Here is a 16,352-nt window from a genome sequence, read left to right on the forward strand (position 1 = left end):
ACTGCTATATCGACTCTTTTTAGGCATGAAAATACTCCCCTTTCGGTAACAGGTTTTATTATTTCTCCTGTCTACCTATTGGGGAGCATATCATTGGACACTGGCGGCTTTGTCAATTTGGTTGCAGTGGGGCATGGTGCGTCACCTCCTGTGTTTGAATATAAAAAAACGCTTTGTCAAATTTTTGTCACAATGGAAATTTATAATAAACATAATCATTTTGGATATAGTGGCGAAAAATTGTATCATATGCAGTCAAATAATATTGCGGAGTATCAGTTAGGAGACTGACTAATGAAAACAGATCTCATGCTGGAAAAGGAGTACTCAATATGGTGATTACTTTGAAGGTTACTAAGGTTCCACCGGTCTATCCTAGTCAAAGAGTATTTATGCAAGACCGGTTTGTTGATCGAGAATACTTGCCGTTGAAAAAGCCGAGAGTATCTTTTAAGAGTGTTCTTGAAAAAGAAATGCAAGGGATAGTAAGTAAATAGCTATATATTGCTTGGCTTTCTATACTACTGGGCATAATAAAAGCGCCTCAATAGGAGCTGTATTGAGGAGTTAGCCGAGCGGACCTGAAAGGCAAAGAAAAAAGAACCCGAAGGCTCTTAGTATAGTTGCGTTACGATATCCGCCCTACCAATATTTTTAAGTTTCTCCTTAGCTTCCGTTACTGTTTGCCCAAGTTGAGTTACCTTTGTCGTACCAGCCTTAGTCAATACATACTCCCCATTGCAATCGACTATTTGCTCCAACAAATCTCTACTCATCCAAATAACCGACTTCATATTTTACCCCCAATCGTTTCTCTTATGATTAACTATTGGGGGTAAAATATTCAGGTTATGGAATAACTGCTGCCCTTTATCTATTTCTCTTGCCAAGTCCTAAAGGTTTTGATTTTATGCAATAAGCCTTTAGCATCCCCATCGAAAGTCAGCGCCCGATCGTCCACATACACAATAGCCGGCGGCTTATGAGACAGCACATCATCTACTCCAATATTGTGCCTATCTAGCCATGCTTTGACCGCTTCTAACCCGCCTTCCTGAAAACACCTAGTCGACACAACAACGACTTTATAGTGCTTACGTATGTCTATTATTGCTTCTTTAATTCCTTCAACCGGTAGATCGGGTATTACATCTACCCCTTGCCATTTACTTGTGTAGCTATGAATTACCCCGTCAAAGTCTAATACTATTGTTCGAGCCATCGTTATCCCCCCTACATACCTCTATTTGCCGTCAATTCTGACTCAATTAACGGACCTTGGTCAATTGATTTTTGGATCTGGCGACGAAGATCAGCGTTCTCTTTCAATGCCATTAAGTAAGCTTTTGCCAGTTCCGTTCTATCCATATCGCCAACTCTCGTAAAAAGCTCGTCAATTTCGCACATCCACAGCCCCTCCCTTCTAGCAGTTACTGGCTTTCAATAGTAATAACATTTAGTATTGCCGAACTTGTAGCAGCTAAGTCTTCAGTTGTAGTACTACTTGGAGAATGCCCCCACTCCCAAATCCGCTGCATTCCCTTGGTTAATCTCAGGTATACATGCTTTTGCATAGGCTGGAAGGGAAGCACCTGCATGTATGGCTAATTGTCCTCTGTATTTCGTAGGCCACGAACGGGTTTCTATCGTCTTGAACCTCCGGACTATAAGTTCAGCCCACGGCTGCAGGATTGTTATGGCTCTCATTAATATTCACTCTCCTCAATATTTTTGTCACACATTTGTCATGGATTTGGGGTATACTGGTCATAAAACCATATAAAGGAGATGTTGTATGAAAAAGCTTACTTTCTTAATGGCTATCACGTTTGTTCTAGTTACGTTATCAGGAACTGCTCTTGCTTGGAGTGATCGTTCCGAAGGACACCCAGATCAATATAATTCTACGCAAAAATGGAATCATTTCTCGGACCTCTCTGAAGACCACCCATTTTTTCGTTTTGCTAAATTAAATGGCAAGCCCGGCTTGTATGTCTGGAGTGACCGTAACGACGAACAACTCCATATACGAGCAGTTAATAAGAACTCCTGGGGTAATCAACATGTGTACTCTGGTGTGATTCAGACTGATGGAAAATTCTATAACATTGAGGAAAAACAGCTAGAGAACGGCGATTACGTTAAATTGGATCGTGAGAGGAACACCATCCGTTTTCGTTTTACTGGACGCGGTATGGATGGAATTGACTTTAAAGTTAGAGGAGGAGACACCGTCGACTTTGACTTATATAAAGATGGCAAGGAGATGCCAACTAAAGAAATCTGTATAGGTAAAAAAAGCTGGCATCCCTGGCACAACAACTTCTATTTTGAAAGATAGTTTCATTACGGGCGTTTAATTACGCCCGTCTTTTATTTTTACCCTTATCCCAAGAAAAGGAGTATGCCTATAGTCTGCGCTAAGTCTTTGGCTATTTTCATAATGATATTCCACTCTTGGGCCCCGCTCCGCCTACTTTGACACAATTGTTCTGTACAAGCATCACCCTGCATATGATGTACCGGGGGATGTGTATATGACATTAGATTTTTTACTTGGATCAGGCTCTTTGCTTATTAGTGCTGTCTGTACAGTGCTACTAATCTGGTTAATATGTATTTTTACGCCAGGCCATTAAGGTCTGGTTTTTGTTTGGACGCTTACCGCACTATCACTCCGCCTGTAGCAGTCGTAACCACCCCGGCAACCGGATGGCACTTATTCTTTTTAACGATAAGATTCCAGGTAGACAACTCCTTTCCACAATTTGTACAACGCACTTAATCAAACCCTTTACTTGTCCAATTTCTAAATAAGCCGACTTACTCGGCCTTAACTAGCAAACTAAGCCTCCGCTGAAGAACTTTAGTTAAATCAACACCCAGATTAAGTTTTAAACGCTCATTGACGGGTAAAGAATTTCATGCAGCCCAGGCGGCTAGGTGAAAACCTCTGAGGATTATCTCCTTCTCCTCTTCCGTCATTTGATAATTTAATAAAGGGATTTTTTTCCTCCTGTCGAAGTGATTTCTATATCAGCCTGCCATTTCAGGTTGGAGGAAACTATGTCAAGTGCTTTGGTCAGGTATACGGATACTGTCCTTATCTAGACACTGGCTATCCAATCTCAGTTCGATACGCAGCGATTCATTCTTTAGGACTATATTAGATAGGCCGTGGTTTGTTCATTTTTAGAGCCGGATCAAGTATGTAGGAGTGTAGATATGATAACGATTAAAAATATCGAGCTCGCGGATTTAGAGCAATATGCCGCATTATGTGAAGAACTGTTCGAATCGAAAACAAATACAACTCGCTTAAAAACTATCTTACAAAAAATATCTGCTAACCCTGACTATATTCTTATTGGCACAATAGATGCTGAGAGTCAACAACTACTTGGCGCAGTAATGGGCATTGTATGTATGGATACTGTTGGGGAGTGTCGCCCATTTATGGTTATTGAAAATGTTGTTGTCAGTCAGAAGAGCCGCAGGCTAGGAATCGGGAAGAAATTGATGAGCTACATAGAAGATCGCGCCCGTGAACGTAACTGCTATTTCACTATGTTTACATCCACTGCTAAAAGAAAAGAAGCTCATGCATTTTATGAGTCTATTGGCTACCCAAAAGGCGTTGTTCAAGGATTTAAGAAGTATTTATAACCGGCAGTACCGAGCAACATGGTGGATATTAACTTATAAACGACTAATATTCATAGAGGTGTTCTCCATGGCACTAACCAAAGAACAAAAGAAAAAAATCTATGAGGAAGAACTCGAACGTAGTAAAGCCCGTGAACGTATTGAGGCAGAACGTGCTCGAAAGCAGCAGCCAAAAACTTCACGTGTTAAAGATTGGATTATTGCCCTAGGTTTTTTGCTTATGTTATATGTGGTGTTTGGTGGAGGTAAGTAAAATTAGGGGGTGCGTGTCGTGCCAAAATCTATCCTCCACGACATTCTAATCTCAGCCAAGAAATCTACCAATGAACCACAAAATACTGCCTACTTGACAAACAAAGTTATGATTATGGGCTCAGTATTGTTATTTATTTCAGCATTTATATTCATCAAAAATCATTCAATTACAGCTCTCATATTAGGAGTTTGTGGCATTGCCGTATTGATTGCCGGAGCTACAAAAAATGCTACGACTATAGATAATACAGCGCAAAACATACGCAAGCTATGCGGCAATTGCGCAGCTAGGTGCGAGTCAGATTGGACTTATTGCGCTCAATGTGGCTCTACTCTAACTACTCAAAGTGATCAAGGTTGCCCCCATTGCGGAATGAAGACTGAAACTGATTGGAAGTTTTGTGCACATTGTACTAAGTTACTTAATTAGCGCACATTATTCTCATATTTTTGTGCCTTGAGCACAGCGAAAGAAATGATGGTTTTTATGGATGAAATTGAATTAGTATTACCAAGTAAAGATCTCGAGATGGCAGCACTCGAGTATAAAGAAGAGCACTTTGATAACCAAGAATATGAGCTTCATGGAAGTTCTCTTTTTGACAAGACAGATTCATATGATGATTGGCTAGAGCAGTTAAAAAACAACTCAAATGAAACTACAGTAAATCCCGACTGGGTAGTTTCAACCACAGTTTTTGCTATTCGCAAACGCGATAGTAAGATTGTTGGTATGGTTGATATTAGACATACTTTAAATGAGTTTCTGAGAACTTATGGCGGGAATATAGGTTATGGTGTGCGGCCTTCTGAACGGAACAAAGGATACGCTACTGAGATTCTCAAATTAGCTTTGAAGTATTGCAAACAATTGCCTTTGCAAAGAGTAATGCTCGCTTGCTATAAAGACAATGCGGCTTCGAGAAAAACAATCATACATTGTGGAGGTATTCTAGAAAAAGAATTCGTATATACAGATGGCAAAACTATACAGAAATTCTGGATTGACCTATGAAAAGCAAGCATAAAGTAAGGCTCATTAACAAATTCAGCTTCAATAATTAGGCAGTATATTAAAAATTGGAGGATATATAACATGCGTAAATACAGAGTACTTGAAGTAAAGAAAAAAGGTATGCTTGGAACATCAAGACTTGATGGAGAACGCCTTGAAAGTATTCTTAATGCAGAAGCGAAAGATGGCTGGATCTTTGATAAGCATATTTCAAGTGAAACCTTAATTCTTGATAAAGACACGGTTATGCTCATTTTTTATAAAGAAGTTTAGATTATATAACGAGTATACTTATAAGTCTGGTAGTTGGTCATGTGATAGCTCCAGGGCTTTATTTAGCCACGCCTGAGGCACGAATATGTGAATTGCTTATTAAGGCTGGTGGCGCCGGTGAGACGGTAGCTTTGAAGGCTGCTTTTATATCTATTACTATGAAATGAGGTAATTGACTTGTATCATACCGCCACAAGTATTAATTCGGAACAGTTACATGAGTTTATCAGCAAATATCAGCATCAAGAAAAATTCATGGCTTTTTGCAAAGACTGTCATAATTATAATACCCTTTGGTCTTGCCCTCCTCTGCAATTTGATGCTAATCAATTGCTACTAGGCTTTAATTATATCTACATTATTGGTGTCAAGGTAATCTATGATGCAGAAACCATTGAGTTAGCCAATACCAGTGACAAAATCAAAGAAATTACCACGCAATCTTTACGAGAAGTAAAAAATAAACTATCAAATATACTGCTTGACTTAGAACGCCAAATTCCGGATAGCATTAGTTTAGCATCTGGCGGATGTCACATATGTCAGCGTTGTAGTAGATGTGATAATCTACCCTGCAAATATCCTGAAAAAATGCGTCATTCTTTAGATGCTTTTGGCTTTGATCTTACAGCAATTACGTCCGATTTACTTCAGATAGAATTAAAATGGTCAAAGGATAGCTTACCTGAATACTACACATTAATTCACGCATTGTTAACGAAACATTCTTTGGGGGATATGTTGGAGAACATAAGCATATAGCTCCCTAGCACAATAAACCTAACGGCCAGAGTACGTAGGCGATGGGTTTGGGTGCCGAGGAAGTAGTAAAACTTACTATTGGAGGGATTATTATGTCAAAACCTTTGAGTTTAGCGGTACCGGCTTTGGTTATCTCTGGTTAGTCATATGGACTTATTCTGCTCAACAAGAGATGATATTAAAGAAGCATTACGCCGGGAAAAGGAAAGCATAGAACAAAAAACCCGCGAAAATTTCGCGGGTTTCAATTATTTCCGGATTTGCATGGTGGAGGCGAAGTTCATCGACCCCCTGTCCATTGGTCTAAAGAAATCTTAAACCCTTATTTTCATAAGAGTTCAAAGCATTTTTTTCGTTAACTGTGATACGGTTCTCTAAATCATTGTAACAGCAAAATAATTTTCTTTTAACTAAGTAGCTAAGTCAAGCCTGACCCTAGTTTTTTGTTCTAACGCCCCCGATACAGTACTCGTAGATAAATACTCATTAAAACAATGATTACGGCAACTACCACTGCCATTGATAAAGATTGGAACAAGACATTGCCAAAATAGCTAAACGCGATAGCACCAGGCACACTGCCCATCACTGTTGCCGAAACATATGGCCAAAATCGCACCTTCGACAATCCGGCAAGAAAACTAACAGCATCCCATGGTAAAACGGGGGCTAGACGCATAATCAATACTGTTCTGAACCCATGCCTCGCTGCCTGATTATCTAGCTCGTCAAGTAGTACCCACTTAGACCAAAAACGCTTGAGCTTATCACGCCCCAGCAGCCGAGCTACTCCAAAGCACAAAGCGGCCCCGAGGGCTGTACCGATAATTAGGTATATTGCTCCCCACAGTGGCCCGAACGCTAAGCCGCCAGCGACGGCCAAGATAATAGCTGGAAAGAAAAAAAACGGGCGAAAAACATTGCATAAAATATAGAGTAGCGGGCTCCAGTATCCTAAGGACAGAATCGTGTCACGAATCGTCTCTGTTTTAAACCGTTCGATGCCGAACTCATGAACATATAGAATGCCTAGTACGATAAAACCTGCAAAATATCCGGCTGCTGCTGGCTTAAATGCCGTTTGATTGTAGTATCTCATAAGGATTAATTATAGTCGCTATATCACTTAAATGTAAAGAAGAATATTGTTTTAAATAATTTTTAGATACCCCTATAGAATTAAAACCACCTTACATAAATACCTGGCAGATTCCCTGTTGGATATTACTATTCTTGACAATCTGCCTTACACGAGCAGTAATGTCAAGAAAACCTTCACTTGGTGTGTCCAAATAAAATCTTTCCATAACATAACCTCACAATATGATCTGTTGACTTTGACTTTTGTAAATTCGCCCTATTTAATGAGTCGGAGACACTTTCACTTGACTCACTAAATGTGAAAAATCCTTTGCTTTAAATTCAAAAATTATAAACCCTTCATCAAATCCTTCGGGACACGAGTAAATCTTTGAAACAAAGAACTCTAAGCCATATTGGGAAAAAGTACTCCATAAATGGCAAGGTAGTTCTTCTAACTCCTTAAAGGTTATTAAGAACTGCTCATTATATTGCCCTTCAATAAGTTTCTTTCTCCATAGACTATCTTGACTAATTTCTGTCACAACATCTTCTAAATATTTTTCATGGAGTTTCACTGCCATAGCAAATTTCATTATTGCCATTTCCTACTTTCTTATCAATGATGTGTGTCTTTTCAAATAGGTAATTCCAATTTTTCGTTAGAGCATCATACACATAGTACTCGATTCTTATTTTATCCTATTTGTCAAGTATAGTTACTATTTTTTTCTGAAGTCGGGTTTTAGCTGGTGGAGAGAGCACCCTAAAAAAATAAACCCGCTAATTATCCTCGAAAGTAAGCTAATTAGCGGGTTTATAATTCGAAACAGCCTTTTAAAGCTGTTATGGCAATGATACTCTCATTCCTTGATTGATACTCTCTGAACTACCAGAAATCACTTCGCAAATAGAAATTTTCTCTTTTACAGATACTACGCGAATGCGAGCTCTCTCTGTAACCATTTCATCGAGGGCCTCACCAGTAGTAGGATCTCTCAATACCTCAGCCGAACCTACTATAAACTCTTGATCCATTCTAACACCTTCGCGAGTTCCTCGATTAATATATATCTGTCCATTATTATTCATAACAACAGCGCCAGTCCATCTGATCTTGGGTAATTGAGTGATCATCCATTCTACACCCTGTGAGGCAGCATTCTCAACAGCCTTACCCAGGTTTTGCGCACCATAGTTACCGAATACTGCCCCACGACCGCCAACTACCATACCGCCTTTTTCGGCTTTTCCAATAACGCTCTTAGAGGCTAAAACCTGTCCGGTACCAGCCTCTACAATATACATAGTAATATTGATCTCAGACTTTGATTTACTACCACCAAGATAAATACCACCGATACCTAGTCCGCCGGCTTGACCTCCTGTATTTTGAACGTGAGTAATAACGCCCTTTACTAAAAGTTGAGCTGGAATTACATGGGGGTTGGAGTTACGTTCATTAGCTGCCTCTATACGCATATCATTCTCAGCAAGAACAATAAATTTTCCCGATTGGTTAAGTATATCTGTCAAAACAGTCCCCCATGCATCACCCAAGCTAAACTGACCGGACCAGTTAGAGCGGTTTTCAAATTTCGATACTACAATAGTGTACTTCAAACCACTGTCAGCTGCCGCTACCGCTTGAGGAAGGCTAATACTGACAATAAAAATTAAAATTGTTATCAAAAATAAGATTCTTGATTTACTGTAGTGTTTCATTTACATCCCCCTAAATAATTTGTTCCCTATTAAATTTATATAGCATTCCCATTTTTTCCATATACGATTCAGCTAATTAAGCTTCACCAGTAGCTACTAGTTGAGTCCAGCCCAACCTGGATTGCTGCCACACAATAATGCTAAGCTTCAAACTTTATCTTTAATTCATTGACTCTCAATTACTACCTTTCCCTCACGATCTATAAACTTCCATTTTCCATCATGCTTCACTGGGGCTAACCCTTCCGAAAACCATTTAGCATCTTCCAAGTTAGACCAAGGTATTATAACTTCTAGCTTTTTATTTAAAAATGCCCAATGACCATCAAAATTCACTGCAGCAAGGCCTTCACCAAAACGCCTTGCATCATCAAACATAAATGCATCTTGAGCTATTATTGGAAATTGATCTAAAAAATTCCAGTCCTGATATGCTTTAAGTATATCTCCGGAAAGTGAATCTTTAAGCCAAGTTAGAGTTCCCATCTCGGTCGCATACGCAGCTTTATTGTGTATTCTCGCAACGGCAAATTCCTCATAAAAAACTAATGGCTCAATAAATACAGGTGGAAACAAAAGAATCATACCGTCTTCACCAAAGTGTCGTCCTTTTGACTCATAAGAAACTACGCCTGGATTTCTAATTAAGTCAGTATCCATATTCCATCCACTGGGAGCCAACTTCCATTCTGTTGCTGAACCCTCGCGTACAGCTTGCTTAAGCTTACCGTAAAGCCCACCATGTTCAAAATCTTGCAAAACAAATCCTGGTCGGTACGTTAATGAGCGTTGCAACTGTATACGGTCATAAATTCCTGGCGTATATTTTCTCTCGACCGTAATAGATTCCAAAAATTTTGTATTGCCCTTTTTATCAATAAACACTTTTGAATAGTTATTCTCGCTTCGTTTAGCGTATACTTCAGCCAAACCATTCTCAAATTGCATAGTCAAATCTTTATCATACTTACCACCATCAAGATAAGCAGGTTCAATTACCCACTGGCCACTTTTGTCAATATATCCCCAATAATTCCCGAACTTAACTGCTGCAAGTCCTTCACTAAATTGCCGCACATCATCATATCTAGGAGCAATAGTTATATAACCATTTTTCTCAATAAATCCCCATTTACCATTTACTTTGACAGGAGCCATTCCTTCACTAAATGGCAAAACATCCTCCCACACCGCCGGGGAAGCTATGCAAACAGTAACTAAAGAGCTTATCAGTATTAAAATTAGTAAGACTCGGTATACAATTTTGATATCCATGTGCACGCTAATCTTTCTCCCTTCTATACCCAGTATAGATTTTAAAAATGATTAAATGTACAAGGCAATTGCAATAAATATATTCCTATATATCACATTTATTCCATATATCAGACTTTTTGATCATCCTTCTGCTAGAAAATTGTTACCTATGCATTGAACTTAAACGTAAGACGCATAAGTAAGTCTATATGATTTAGTCTTATTAATATCTCTAACAAAGGTAAGCGTCAAACAAGAAGGTGGCTAGAAAAAAATAAAACTGGCAATCTCATTTACCGGTTTTGCTAGAAGAGCACTTTTTCTAAATGTCTGGGTGCCATGGAAGATAGTCATCCAAAATCTCGGGATATTGCCGAAAAGGAACACCGGGTAAGTCTCCTAAAATATACTCTAAATAACGATGGGGACTTAATCCGTTGGTCTTGGCTGTCTCTACCAGACTGTAAATGGCAGCACTGGCGGCTACTCCCTTGGGACTGCCGCTAAATAACCAATTTTTCCTCCCAATCGTAAATGGCCGAATGCTGTTTTCCGCCAAACAGGGCACTAGCAATGTAAGCAAATTTTCCCTCCTAAGTAATTAATATACAATTAACAGAAATTATAACATGAAAAAAGAAAAACAAAAGAGATTGCCACAAGTCCAGCAATCTCCACTTTTTATCTTCTTAACTACAACAGACTTACTTCGTTGGATTATCCTCTGCCGACAATGTCTTCCCCAGTTTGTTAATGGCGTGTTTCTCAATTCGACTGACATAGCTGCGGGATATCCCCAGGATTTTGGCAATATCTCGCTGGGTTTTGCGACTGCCGTTCGGGATGCCGAAACGCATTTCTAGCACCCATTTTTCCCTGGCTGTCAGCCGGTGGATTTCCTTATTCAACCGTTCCTGTTCACATAGGCTTTCAACAGTTTCACCGACAACATCAGGCGCTGTACCTAGCACATCGATTAGTGTAATCTCGTTTCCCTCTTTATCGACTCCAATTGGGTCGTACAAACTAACCTCAGTACGAATTCGTCGTGTGCTTCTCAGGTGCATCAATATTTCATTTTCAATGCATCTGGCAGCATATGTAGCCAGCCTGATTTTCTTAGCCGGATCAAAGGTGTTGATGGCTTTGATGAGGCCAATCGTGCCAATAGAAATGAGGTCATCAACATCTTCACCGGTATTGTCAAATTTTTTGACAATATGAGCGACTAGCCGTAGGTTGCGTTCGATCAGGACATTGCGCGCGTCTTCATCCCCACTCTTTAGCCGCTGCAGATAGGTTTGCTCGTCTTTTTCTGACAGCGGCAAGGGAAAAGTATTATTGGCGATATAAGACACAAGCAGGGTGATGCCTTTAATTACCGAAGCTGCCAACACCATGATAAACGAGAGGCTCATTCAGTCATTCACCCCCAAAAGTCTGTCGGTTAAATATTATGGGGAAAACAAGCTGAATGTGCCTGGCAACAAAAAATTTTATTTGCCTCGGCCTTGCACCAGTGCCCCAAGTAGCATATAATCCAGGTAAGAAATATATGCTAATCGGGGGAGCGTGGTTTGCAATGGAACCTTACATTGCCGATATTGGCATATTCTTTGCAGGAACATTAATAGTACTATATATGTTGTGGGACAGACTGTTTCCTGAGGACTAGGCATATATAAAGAAAACACGGCTTGCGCCGAGCCTTAGCGAAAGCGGAAGCCGATGTTGCCCTTATCCAGACGGAAAGTTATACTTTCTTACAGGATAAAAAAGGAGAGATTGCTTCGCGTGCGTTGCAATCTCTCCTTTTTTATATTCTATTTCATTTGGCGGCTGACTGAGTACAGGCCGGCATGGCTTCAACCACTACAGTATTGATCGCATCAACAAGTGATTCACTAATGGCTTTGGTCAATTTCATCACTTTCGATAGCGGTGTGCTCTGAAGGTCAAGGTAGCCTATCTGGCTTTGAGCGTTAACTACCCCAATAACCGAAATATCACCAACGGTGGGCAGCCTGTTACCAACAGCAATTCCTGCCGCCAGTCCTCCCTGCCAGATTTCAATATTGCCAATTTCGTGGGATTTACCCAGACAGGCATCGATGGCAACAATAAGCGGGTGGTGATAACGGTGGTTGATAATGTTTAAAGTTTCGATAAAATTACCGGCATGAACAGGATGATCCAGTGTGCCATAAACACTGCATTCGGTATGCTCTTCAAGGTAAGTGCCGATTAAGGGGCCCAGCGCATCGCCGGTATAACGGTCAGAACCGATGCATAGTACCACAAGCGGCCTTAGGCTAAGCCCTTCCTGGCGTTTTAAGAGCATTATCAGATGTTGATACAGTTTATTCCGGATGTCGGTGTCACACAGATTGATGGTAAGCTTATTCAGAACGTTTTTTGCCATTCTCTCTCTCCTCTTAGCTATCCTCATTAATCTGTATGCACCTCCTTTTCGTTTTATGTGTAATAATCCGCTAACCTACCAACGGCAACTCCTGGTATTCAGGCATTTTTACCGCCTGAGCTAACGCCTTAGTAACAAATTCGACATGCTCCTTGAAATCAACATTCATAGCCTCTGCGCTCGTGGTTATAGTTTCACGATTAACGGCGCGGGCAAAGGCCTTATCTTTCATTTTTTTCATAACTGATTTAACTTCCAGGTTATCCAGATTCTTGTCAGGGCGCACCAAAGCGCAGGCAATAATAAAGCCTGTCAGCTCATCAACAGCCAATAGTGTTTTTTGCAGTAGCGTACGTTCCTGCTGCCATTCACGTGCATGGGATTCAACATCTGTGGCAAACTGATTATCATACCCGGCAGCGGTAAGAATTTCTCTTGCATGATTTGGATGGTCATTCGGATATTTTTCAAAATCAACATCATGGAGAAGCCCTACGGCACCCCAGTATTCAACATCCTCGCCAAACTTGTCAGCATATGACCGCATGGCAATTTCAACTGACAGGCAGTGTTTGAGCAGCACTTCGCTCTGTACATGCTGGCGCAAAAGCTGCCAAGCTTGCTCTCTGGTATCGCTCATGGAAAATCCCCCTAGTTATGTATCGTAAATTTACCCTAATTATACCAAATTTCTCTGGCGAAAGACAAGTTAAGTGTACATTTGCGTCCGCCCGACGCGTTGCCACGTATACCGAACCTGACGATTAACGGCGGCTGCTATATAAAAAACAATTGTGGTCATAATAATTGATCCGCCTGGGGCGATATCTAAGTAAAAGGCTACCGTCAAGCCGCTGACTACTGAAAGCACGGCCAAACCAACCGCCCAAACCAGCGTAGCTTTAAAACCTTTTCCCAATTGTTCAGCTGCTGCCACCGGTACAATCATCAGGGCACTCACCATCAGAATACCGACTACCATCATGCCGGTAACAACGGTCATCGCAGTAACTATACTCAGCGCCATATTGATAGCATCGGTACGGATACCGGCAACCTTGGCCACGTCTTCGTCAAAAGAAACGAGGACAAGCCTGTTAAAATTGCTGAAAATAAATGTCATAACAGCAAAACTGCATCCGGCAATCACCATAACATCTTGCCAGGAGACTGTCATAATGCTGCCAAACAGAAATCCTAGTAATCCAGCACTGGGCATACGGGTAATAGTGCTAAAGATAATAGCCAGTGCAATTCCGGCATAGAAAAAAACCGCCAGCGCAGTATCTGCCATCTGGGTGCGCTGGCGCCGTACCATCTCAATGCCTGCCGCTCCTGCAATGGTTAAAGCAAAGGCCCCTGCGGCCGGATAAATACCAGCAAGATAGCCGCCTGTTACTCCGGCAAAGGCAATATGTCCTAGTCCATCACCAATTAGGGACTGCCTGCGTACTACAACAAATATACCTAACAGCGGGCATATGACTGCGGTAATAATCCCCGCCAAAAAAGCCCTCTGCATAAAATCATACTGAAACATTTCTATTAATGGCATAATATGCCCTCCTAGCTGGTGTATCCAGAATAATACCATAAATGACGCATGCTGGCATGTGTGGAATGAAACTCTTGGCTATCACCAAAAAAACATAGACTACGGTTAATGCAGGCCACCTTGGCTGCAAAGCGAATGGCGTTTTCAATATCATGAGACACCATGATGATAGTAATGCCCAATGTAGTGTTAAGTTGGCCTAAGAGCTCATGAATCCTTGCGCTGGCAGCATAGTCAATACCGCTGGTAGGTTCATCGAGCAGTAAAAGCCGTGGATTGCCTGCCAAGGCTCGAGCTACCATAACCCTTTGCTGCTGGCCTCCTGACAGCTCGCCAATCCGGCGGCCCTTCAGTTTTTCAATCCCGACCATTTCCATCATATGTTTGATAATATGCTTAGTCCCCTTAGCTTTTAGGTTCCCATTGGCATTAACAAGCCCAAGCGCAACCACTTCCTCTACCGTCGCTGGAAAGGCAGCTGTATTCTGGGCATAATGCTGAGGGACGTAACCGATAATTCCCTGTCTTGCGGCAGTTCGTATACTTTGATTGTCAATAAGAACTTGACCGGCGGAAGGCTCAATGAGTCCGGCAATTATCTTCAAAAGAGTACTTTTGCCAGCTCCATTTGGGCCTACCGCAACAACAAACTCACCTTGCTTTACAGTAAGTGAGATGTTGTTTAGTACCATTTCTGCGTTGTAACCGAAGGTGATGTTGTTTAACGTAATCTCAGTCATTGGTTTGACTCCTTAAGAAGCGTTGCACTGGCGGCATACCCCAAATAGCTCCAGGTTGTGGCGCACCAGCTCATAGCCATGATTTTTCAGCAGTATGAGAAACTGCGGGTCTATGGGACAATAGTCAAGACACTGAGACTTACCGCATTTTACGCATACAATATGGTGATGGTGGTTTGTGCACACCAATTCATATCGCACACTCTCTTTTCCCATGGCGTTGATTGGAATAAGCGCCCCTAAATCCACTAACACATGCAGGTTACGGTAGACAGTATCCAAACTTATATCACTATACTGCACTTTAAGTGCTTCCCAAATCTCATACGCAGACAAAGCTTTGTCTGATTCAATCAGTTTCTCAACCATAGCCTGGCGCTGCGCCGTTATTCGATAGCCCTTATCTTTAAGACGGCTAACTACAGCCACAGCATTTATTGTATTGTCGCCAGTCATCTTTCTCCCCTTCCCTTGTTGTGAAAAATGAGATTGCTTCGCAGATGCTCGCAATGACGAAGAGGGTAAGTCTCTATGTCTTCATTGCGAGCAGCGCGGCAATCTCAGTTCTCTATTGTCCGAGAACGATTTTTAAATTAACCAGGTTCTCACGCATGAGCGTAAGATAGTTCTTCCCCTGTTTTAGCTCATCAGGCGTCAGCGCATCAATCGGGTGCAACACAAGCACTTTGGCACCGGCTTCTTTGGCAAGCGTTTCGGCAACTTTCGGGCTAACAATAGTTTCAGAGAATATGTATTTAACCTGCCGCTCACGGCACAGCTTCACAATATCAGTCATTTTTTCTGGCGTTGGTTCGGCATCAGGCGATAAACCCATTATAGCTACCTGTTCCAGATTGTAGCGGGCTGCCAGATAACCAAAGGCCGCATGGTTGGTAATAATGATCCGGTTTTTAGCATTCTGCAGGCTATTTTGATATTCTTCGTGAAGTTTCTGCAGTTCAGCATTGTATTTAGCAGCATTGTCCCTGTAGTAACCTGCATTGGACGAATCGGCGGCAGCAAGCGCCTCGGCAATATTAGTTACTTCTCTTTGAGCCAGTAACGGATCAAGCCACACATGCGGATCAGTCTCTTCTTCCTCATCATGTTCATGCGTGGTGGCTTGGTTGGCCTCGTGATCATGGCTGTGAGCACTGCCTGCTTTTAGCTCAATATTTTTGCTTACTTCAACAGCAGTCGTAGTGCCAAGCACATCTTTAGCAGTAACCTTAGCAACCCAGTGCTCAAGGTTGGCACCATGGAAAAAAAACAGCTTGGCATTCTTAACATTAACCAAGTCTTTCGCCGATGGTTCCCATTCATGCGGTTCGGCTCCAGCGGGGACCATCATGGCTATCTCAACCTTTTCTCCGCCTACCTGCCGGACAAATTCATATACTGGATACACACTTGCTAATACTTTTATTTTAGGTGCCTGCAGGGCAGAGTCTCCTGGCGCAGCTGCTTTTTGACCACATCCGGCAGTAAGAATAACCCCCAATATAACGATGGCAATAAAAAAGCTTTTGATCTTCATTCTATATCCCCCTTTGTTTGTTAATAAGAATATTACTATTAAAATGTTAACAGGCTATTCTTCAC

At 41.4% G+C, this 16,352-nt stretch carries 24 protein-coding genes and 1 pseudogene; 9 read left to right on the forward strand and 16 right to left on the reverse strand.

Annotated features, from left to right (window positions below):
* Both B9A22_RS12565 and B9A22_RS25435 read left to right on the forward strand, forming a co-directional pair.
* Positions 1-291, forward strand: a 291-nt coding sequence (locus tag B9A22_RS12565) for a hypothetical protein (protein WP_217805947.1), incomplete at its 5' end; no start/stop codon positions are given.
* A 41-nt stretch (positions 292-332) separates the two neighbouring features.
* Positions 333-497, forward strand: coding sequence for a hypothetical protein (locus B9A22_RS25435; RefSeq protein WP_176215504.1), 165 nt, complete (start codon positions 333-335; stop codon positions 495-497).
* A 117-nt stretch (positions 498-614) separates the two neighbouring features.
* Here B9A22_RS25435 and B9A22_RS12570 read toward each other — a convergent pair whose 3' ends face one another.
* From B9A22_RS12570 to B9A22_RS12580, 4 genes are all read right to left on the reverse strand, one after another.
* Complete coding sequence (locus B9A22_RS12570; RefSeq protein WP_084576082.1) at positions 615-794, reverse strand: hypothetical protein; 180 nt, start codon at positions 792-794, stop codon at positions 615-617.
* Positions 795-874: 80 nt separating this feature from the next.
* Positions 875-1,222: a trehalose-phosphatase gene (locus B9A22_RS12575; protein WP_084576083.1), complete on the reverse strand. Its 348-nt coding sequence runs from the start codon at positions 1,220-1,222 to the stop codon at positions 875-877.
* Between the two features lie 11 nt (positions 1,223-1,233).
* A complete protein-coding gene (locus B9A22_RS25440; protein ID WP_176215505.1) occupies positions 1,234-1,407 on the reverse strand; it encodes a hypothetical protein in 174 nt (57 codons plus the stop codon).
* 93 nt (positions 1,408-1,500) lie between these two features.
* Positions 1,501-1,707: an ASCH domain-containing protein gene (locus B9A22_RS12580; RefSeq protein ID WP_084576084.1), complete on the reverse strand. Its 207-nt coding sequence runs from the start codon at positions 1,705-1,707 to the stop codon at positions 1,501-1,503.
* A gap of 88 nt (positions 1,708-1,795) precedes the next feature.
* Between B9A22_RS12580 and B9A22_RS12585 the strand changes: the two genes are divergently transcribed.
* The 7 genes from B9A22_RS12585 (at position 1,796) to B9A22_RS12615 (ending at position 5,971) form a co-directional block, all read left to right on the forward strand.
* Positions 1,796-2,341, forward strand: a complete 546-nt coding sequence (locus B9A22_RS12585; protein ID WP_084576085.1) for a hypothetical protein — start codon at positions 1,796-1,798, stop codon at positions 2,339-2,341.
* Between the two features lie 884 nt (positions 2,342-3,225).
* Complete coding sequence (locus B9A22_RS12590) at positions 3,226-3,666, forward strand: GNAT family N-acetyltransferase (RefSeq protein WP_084576086.1); 441 nt, start codon at positions 3,226-3,228, stop codon at positions 3,664-3,666.
* Positions 3,667-3,733: 67 nt separating this feature from the next.
* On the forward strand, positions 3,734-3,919 hold the full coding sequence (locus B9A22_RS12595; protein WP_084576087.1) for a hypothetical protein: 186 nt from the start codon (positions 3,734-3,736) through the stop codon (positions 3,917-3,919).
* 18 nt (positions 3,920-3,937) lie between these two features.
* Positions 3,938-4,351, forward strand: coding sequence for a double zinc ribbon domain-containing protein (locus B9A22_RS12600; protein WP_084576088.1), 414 nt, complete (start codon positions 3,938-3,940; stop codon positions 4,349-4,351).
* 57 nt (positions 4,352-4,408) lie between these two features.
* A complete protein-coding gene (locus B9A22_RS12605) occupies positions 4,409-4,936 on the forward strand; it encodes a GNAT family N-acetyltransferase (RefSeq protein ID WP_084576245.1) in 528 nt (175 codons plus the stop codon).
* 81 nt (positions 4,937-5,017) lie between these two features.
* Complete coding sequence (locus B9A22_RS12610) at positions 5,018-5,209, forward strand: DUF4177 domain-containing protein (RefSeq protein ID WP_084576089.1); 192 nt, start codon at positions 5,018-5,020, stop codon at positions 5,207-5,209.
* A gap of 177 nt (positions 5,210-5,386) precedes the next feature.
* Positions 5,387-5,971, forward strand: coding sequence for a DUF2284 domain-containing protein (locus B9A22_RS12615; protein WP_084576090.1), 585 nt, complete (start codon positions 5,387-5,389; stop codon positions 5,969-5,971).
* A gap of 448 nt (positions 5,972-6,419) precedes the next feature.
* Here B9A22_RS12615 and B9A22_RS12620 read toward each other — a convergent pair whose 3' ends face one another.
* The 12 genes and pseudogenes from B9A22_RS12620 to B9A22_RS12680 form a co-directional block, all read right to left on the reverse strand.
* Entirely contained in the window at positions 6,420-7,070 is a 651-nt protein-coding gene (locus B9A22_RS12620) for a TVP38/TMEM64 family protein (protein ID WP_084576091.1), read from the reverse strand.
* Positions 7,071-7,332: 262 nt separating this feature from the next.
* Positions 7,333-7,635, reverse strand: coding sequence for a hypothetical protein (locus B9A22_RS12625; RefSeq protein WP_245823975.1), 303 nt, complete (start codon positions 7,633-7,635; stop codon positions 7,333-7,335).
* A 262-nt stretch (positions 7,636-7,897) separates the two neighbouring features.
* On the reverse strand, positions 7,898-8,776 hold the full coding sequence (locus B9A22_RS12630; RefSeq protein WP_084576093.1) for a CsgG/HfaB family protein: 879 nt from the start codon (positions 8,774-8,776) through the stop codon (positions 7,898-7,900).
* Positions 8,777-8,941: 165 nt separating this feature from the next.
* A complete protein-coding gene (locus B9A22_RS12635) occupies positions 8,942-10,051 on the reverse strand; it encodes a WG repeat-containing protein (protein ID WP_139796242.1) in 1,110 nt (369 codons plus the stop codon).
* Between the two features lie 304 nt (positions 10,052-10,355).
* Positions 10,356-10,592: pseudogene (locus B9A22_RS12640) on the reverse strand (transposase domain-containing protein); the annotation flags it as partial.
* A 145-nt stretch (positions 10,593-10,737) separates the two neighbouring features.
* Positions 10,738-11,451 carry an RNA polymerase sporulation sigma factor SigK gene (gene sigK / locus B9A22_RS12645; RefSeq protein ID WP_084576095.1) on the reverse strand — a complete coding sequence of 238 codons (714 nt, stop codon included), beginning with the start codon at positions 11,449-11,451 and terminating at the stop codon, positions 10,738-10,740.
* A 410-nt stretch (positions 11,452-11,861) separates the two neighbouring features.
* On the reverse strand, positions 11,862-12,455 hold the full coding sequence (gene yyaC / locus B9A22_RS12655) for a spore protease YyaC (protein ID WP_084576097.1): 594 nt from the start codon (positions 12,453-12,455) through the stop codon (positions 11,862-11,864).
* Positions 12,456-12,525: 70 nt separating this feature from the next.
* On the reverse strand, positions 12,526-13,095 hold the full coding sequence (locus tag B9A22_RS12660; RefSeq protein ID WP_084576098.1) for an HDIG domain-containing metalloprotein: 570 nt from the start codon (positions 13,093-13,095) through the stop codon (positions 12,526-12,528).
* A gap of 69 nt (positions 13,096-13,164) precedes the next feature.
* A complete protein-coding gene (locus tag B9A22_RS12665; RefSeq protein ID WP_245823976.1) occupies positions 13,165-14,010 on the reverse strand; it encodes a metal ABC transporter permease in 846 nt (281 codons plus the stop codon).
* 11 nt (positions 14,011-14,021) lie between these two features.
* Positions 14,022-14,750 carry a metal ABC transporter ATP-binding protein gene (locus B9A22_RS12670; protein ID WP_084576099.1) on the reverse strand — a complete coding sequence of 243 codons (729 nt, stop codon included), beginning with the start codon at positions 14,748-14,750 and terminating at the stop codon, positions 14,022-14,024.
* Between the two features lie 12 nt (positions 14,751-14,762).
* Positions 14,763-15,206, reverse strand: coding sequence for a Fur family transcriptional regulator (locus tag B9A22_RS12675; protein WP_084576100.1), 444 nt, complete (start codon positions 15,204-15,206; stop codon positions 14,763-14,765).
* 112 nt (positions 15,207-15,318) lie between these two features.
* Positions 15,319-16,287: a metal ABC transporter solute-binding protein, Zn/Mn family gene (locus tag B9A22_RS12680; protein WP_084576101.1), complete on the reverse strand. Its 969-nt coding sequence runs from the start codon at positions 16,285-16,287 to the stop codon at positions 15,319-15,321.
* Between the last annotated feature and the right edge of the window lie 65 nt (positions 16,288-16,352).

The sequence above is a fragment of the Sporomusa malonica genome (genome assembly GCF_900176355.1).
In the GTDB taxonomy this organism is placed as follows: Bacteria; Bacillota; Negativicutes; order Sporomusales; family Sporomusaceae; genus Sporomusa; species Sporomusa malonica.

Coding starts and splice junctions, on each gene's coding strand:
- B9A22_RS25440 (WP_176215505.1), bottom strand. CDS start 1,407: ATGTGCGAAATTGACGAGCTTTTTACGAGAGTTGGCGATATGGATAGA.
- B9A22_RS12635 (WP_139796242.1), bottom strand. CDS start 10,051: ATGGATATCAAAATTGTATACCGAGTCTTACTAATTTTAATACTGATA.
- B9A22_RS12620 (WP_084576091.1), bottom strand. CDS start 7,070: ATGAGATACTACAATCAAACGGCATTTAAGCCAGCAGCAGCCGGATAT.
- B9A22_RS12605 (WP_084576245.1), top strand. CDS start 4,409: ATGGATGAAATTGAATTAGTATTACCAAGTAAAGATCTCGAGATGGCA.
- B9A22_RS12660 (WP_084576098.1), bottom strand. CDS start 13,095: ATGAGCGATACCAGAGAGCAAGCTTGGCAGCTTTTGCGCCAGCATGTA.
- sigK (WP_084576095.1), bottom strand. CDS start 11,451: ATGAGCCTCTCGTTTATCATGGTGTTGGCAGCTTCGGTAATTAAAGGC.
- B9A22_RS25435 (WP_176215504.1), top strand. CDS start 333: ATGGTGATTACTTTGAAGGTTACTAAGGTTCCACCGGTCTATCCTAGT.
- B9A22_RS12625 (WP_245823975.1), bottom strand. CDS start 7,635: ATGGCAGTGAAACTCCATGAAAAATATTTAGAAGATGTTGTGACAGAA.
- yyaC (WP_084576097.1), bottom strand. CDS start 12,455: ATGGCAAAAAACGTTCTGAATAAGCTTACCATCAATCTGTGTGACACC.
- B9A22_RS12670 (WP_084576099.1), bottom strand. CDS start 14,750: ATGACTGAGATTACGTTAAACAACATCACCTTCGGTTACAACGCAGAA.
- B9A22_RS12675 (WP_084576100.1), bottom strand. CDS start 15,206: ATGACTGGCGACAATACAATAAATGCTGTGGCTGTAGTTAGCCGTCTT.
- B9A22_RS12585 (WP_084576085.1), top strand. CDS start 1,796: ATGAAAAAGCTTACTTTCTTAATGGCTATCACGTTTGTTCTAGTTACG.
- B9A22_RS12680 (WP_084576101.1), bottom strand. CDS start 16,287: ATGAAGATCAAAAGCTTTTTTATTGCCATCGTTATATTGGGGGTTATT.
- B9A22_RS12630 (WP_084576093.1), bottom strand. CDS start 8,776: ATGAAACACTACAGTAAATCAAGAATCTTATTTTTGATAACAATTTTA.
- B9A22_RS12610 (WP_084576089.1), top strand. CDS start 5,018: ATGCGTAAATACAGAGTACTTGAAGTAAAGAAAAAAGGTATGCTTGGA.
- B9A22_RS12570 (WP_084576082.1), bottom strand. CDS start 794: ATGAAGTCGGTTATTTGGATGAGTAGAGATTTGTTGGAGCAAATAGTC.
- B9A22_RS12665 (WP_245823976.1), bottom strand. CDS start 14,010: ATGCCATTAATAGAAATGTTTCAGTATGATTTTATGCAGAGGGCTTTT.
- B9A22_RS12595 (WP_084576087.1), top strand. CDS start 3,734: ATGGCACTAACCAAAGAACAAAAGAAAAAAATCTATGAGGAAGAACTC.
- B9A22_RS12590 (WP_084576086.1), top strand. CDS start 3,226: ATGATAACGATTAAAAATATCGAGCTCGCGGATTTAGAGCAATATGCC.
- B9A22_RS12580 (WP_084576084.1), bottom strand. CDS start 1,707: ATGAGAGCCATAACAATCCTGCAGCCGTGGGCTGAACTTATAGTCCGG.
- B9A22_RS12575 (WP_084576083.1), bottom strand. CDS start 1,222: ATGGCTCGAACAATAGTATTAGACTTTGACGGGGTAATTCATAGCTAC.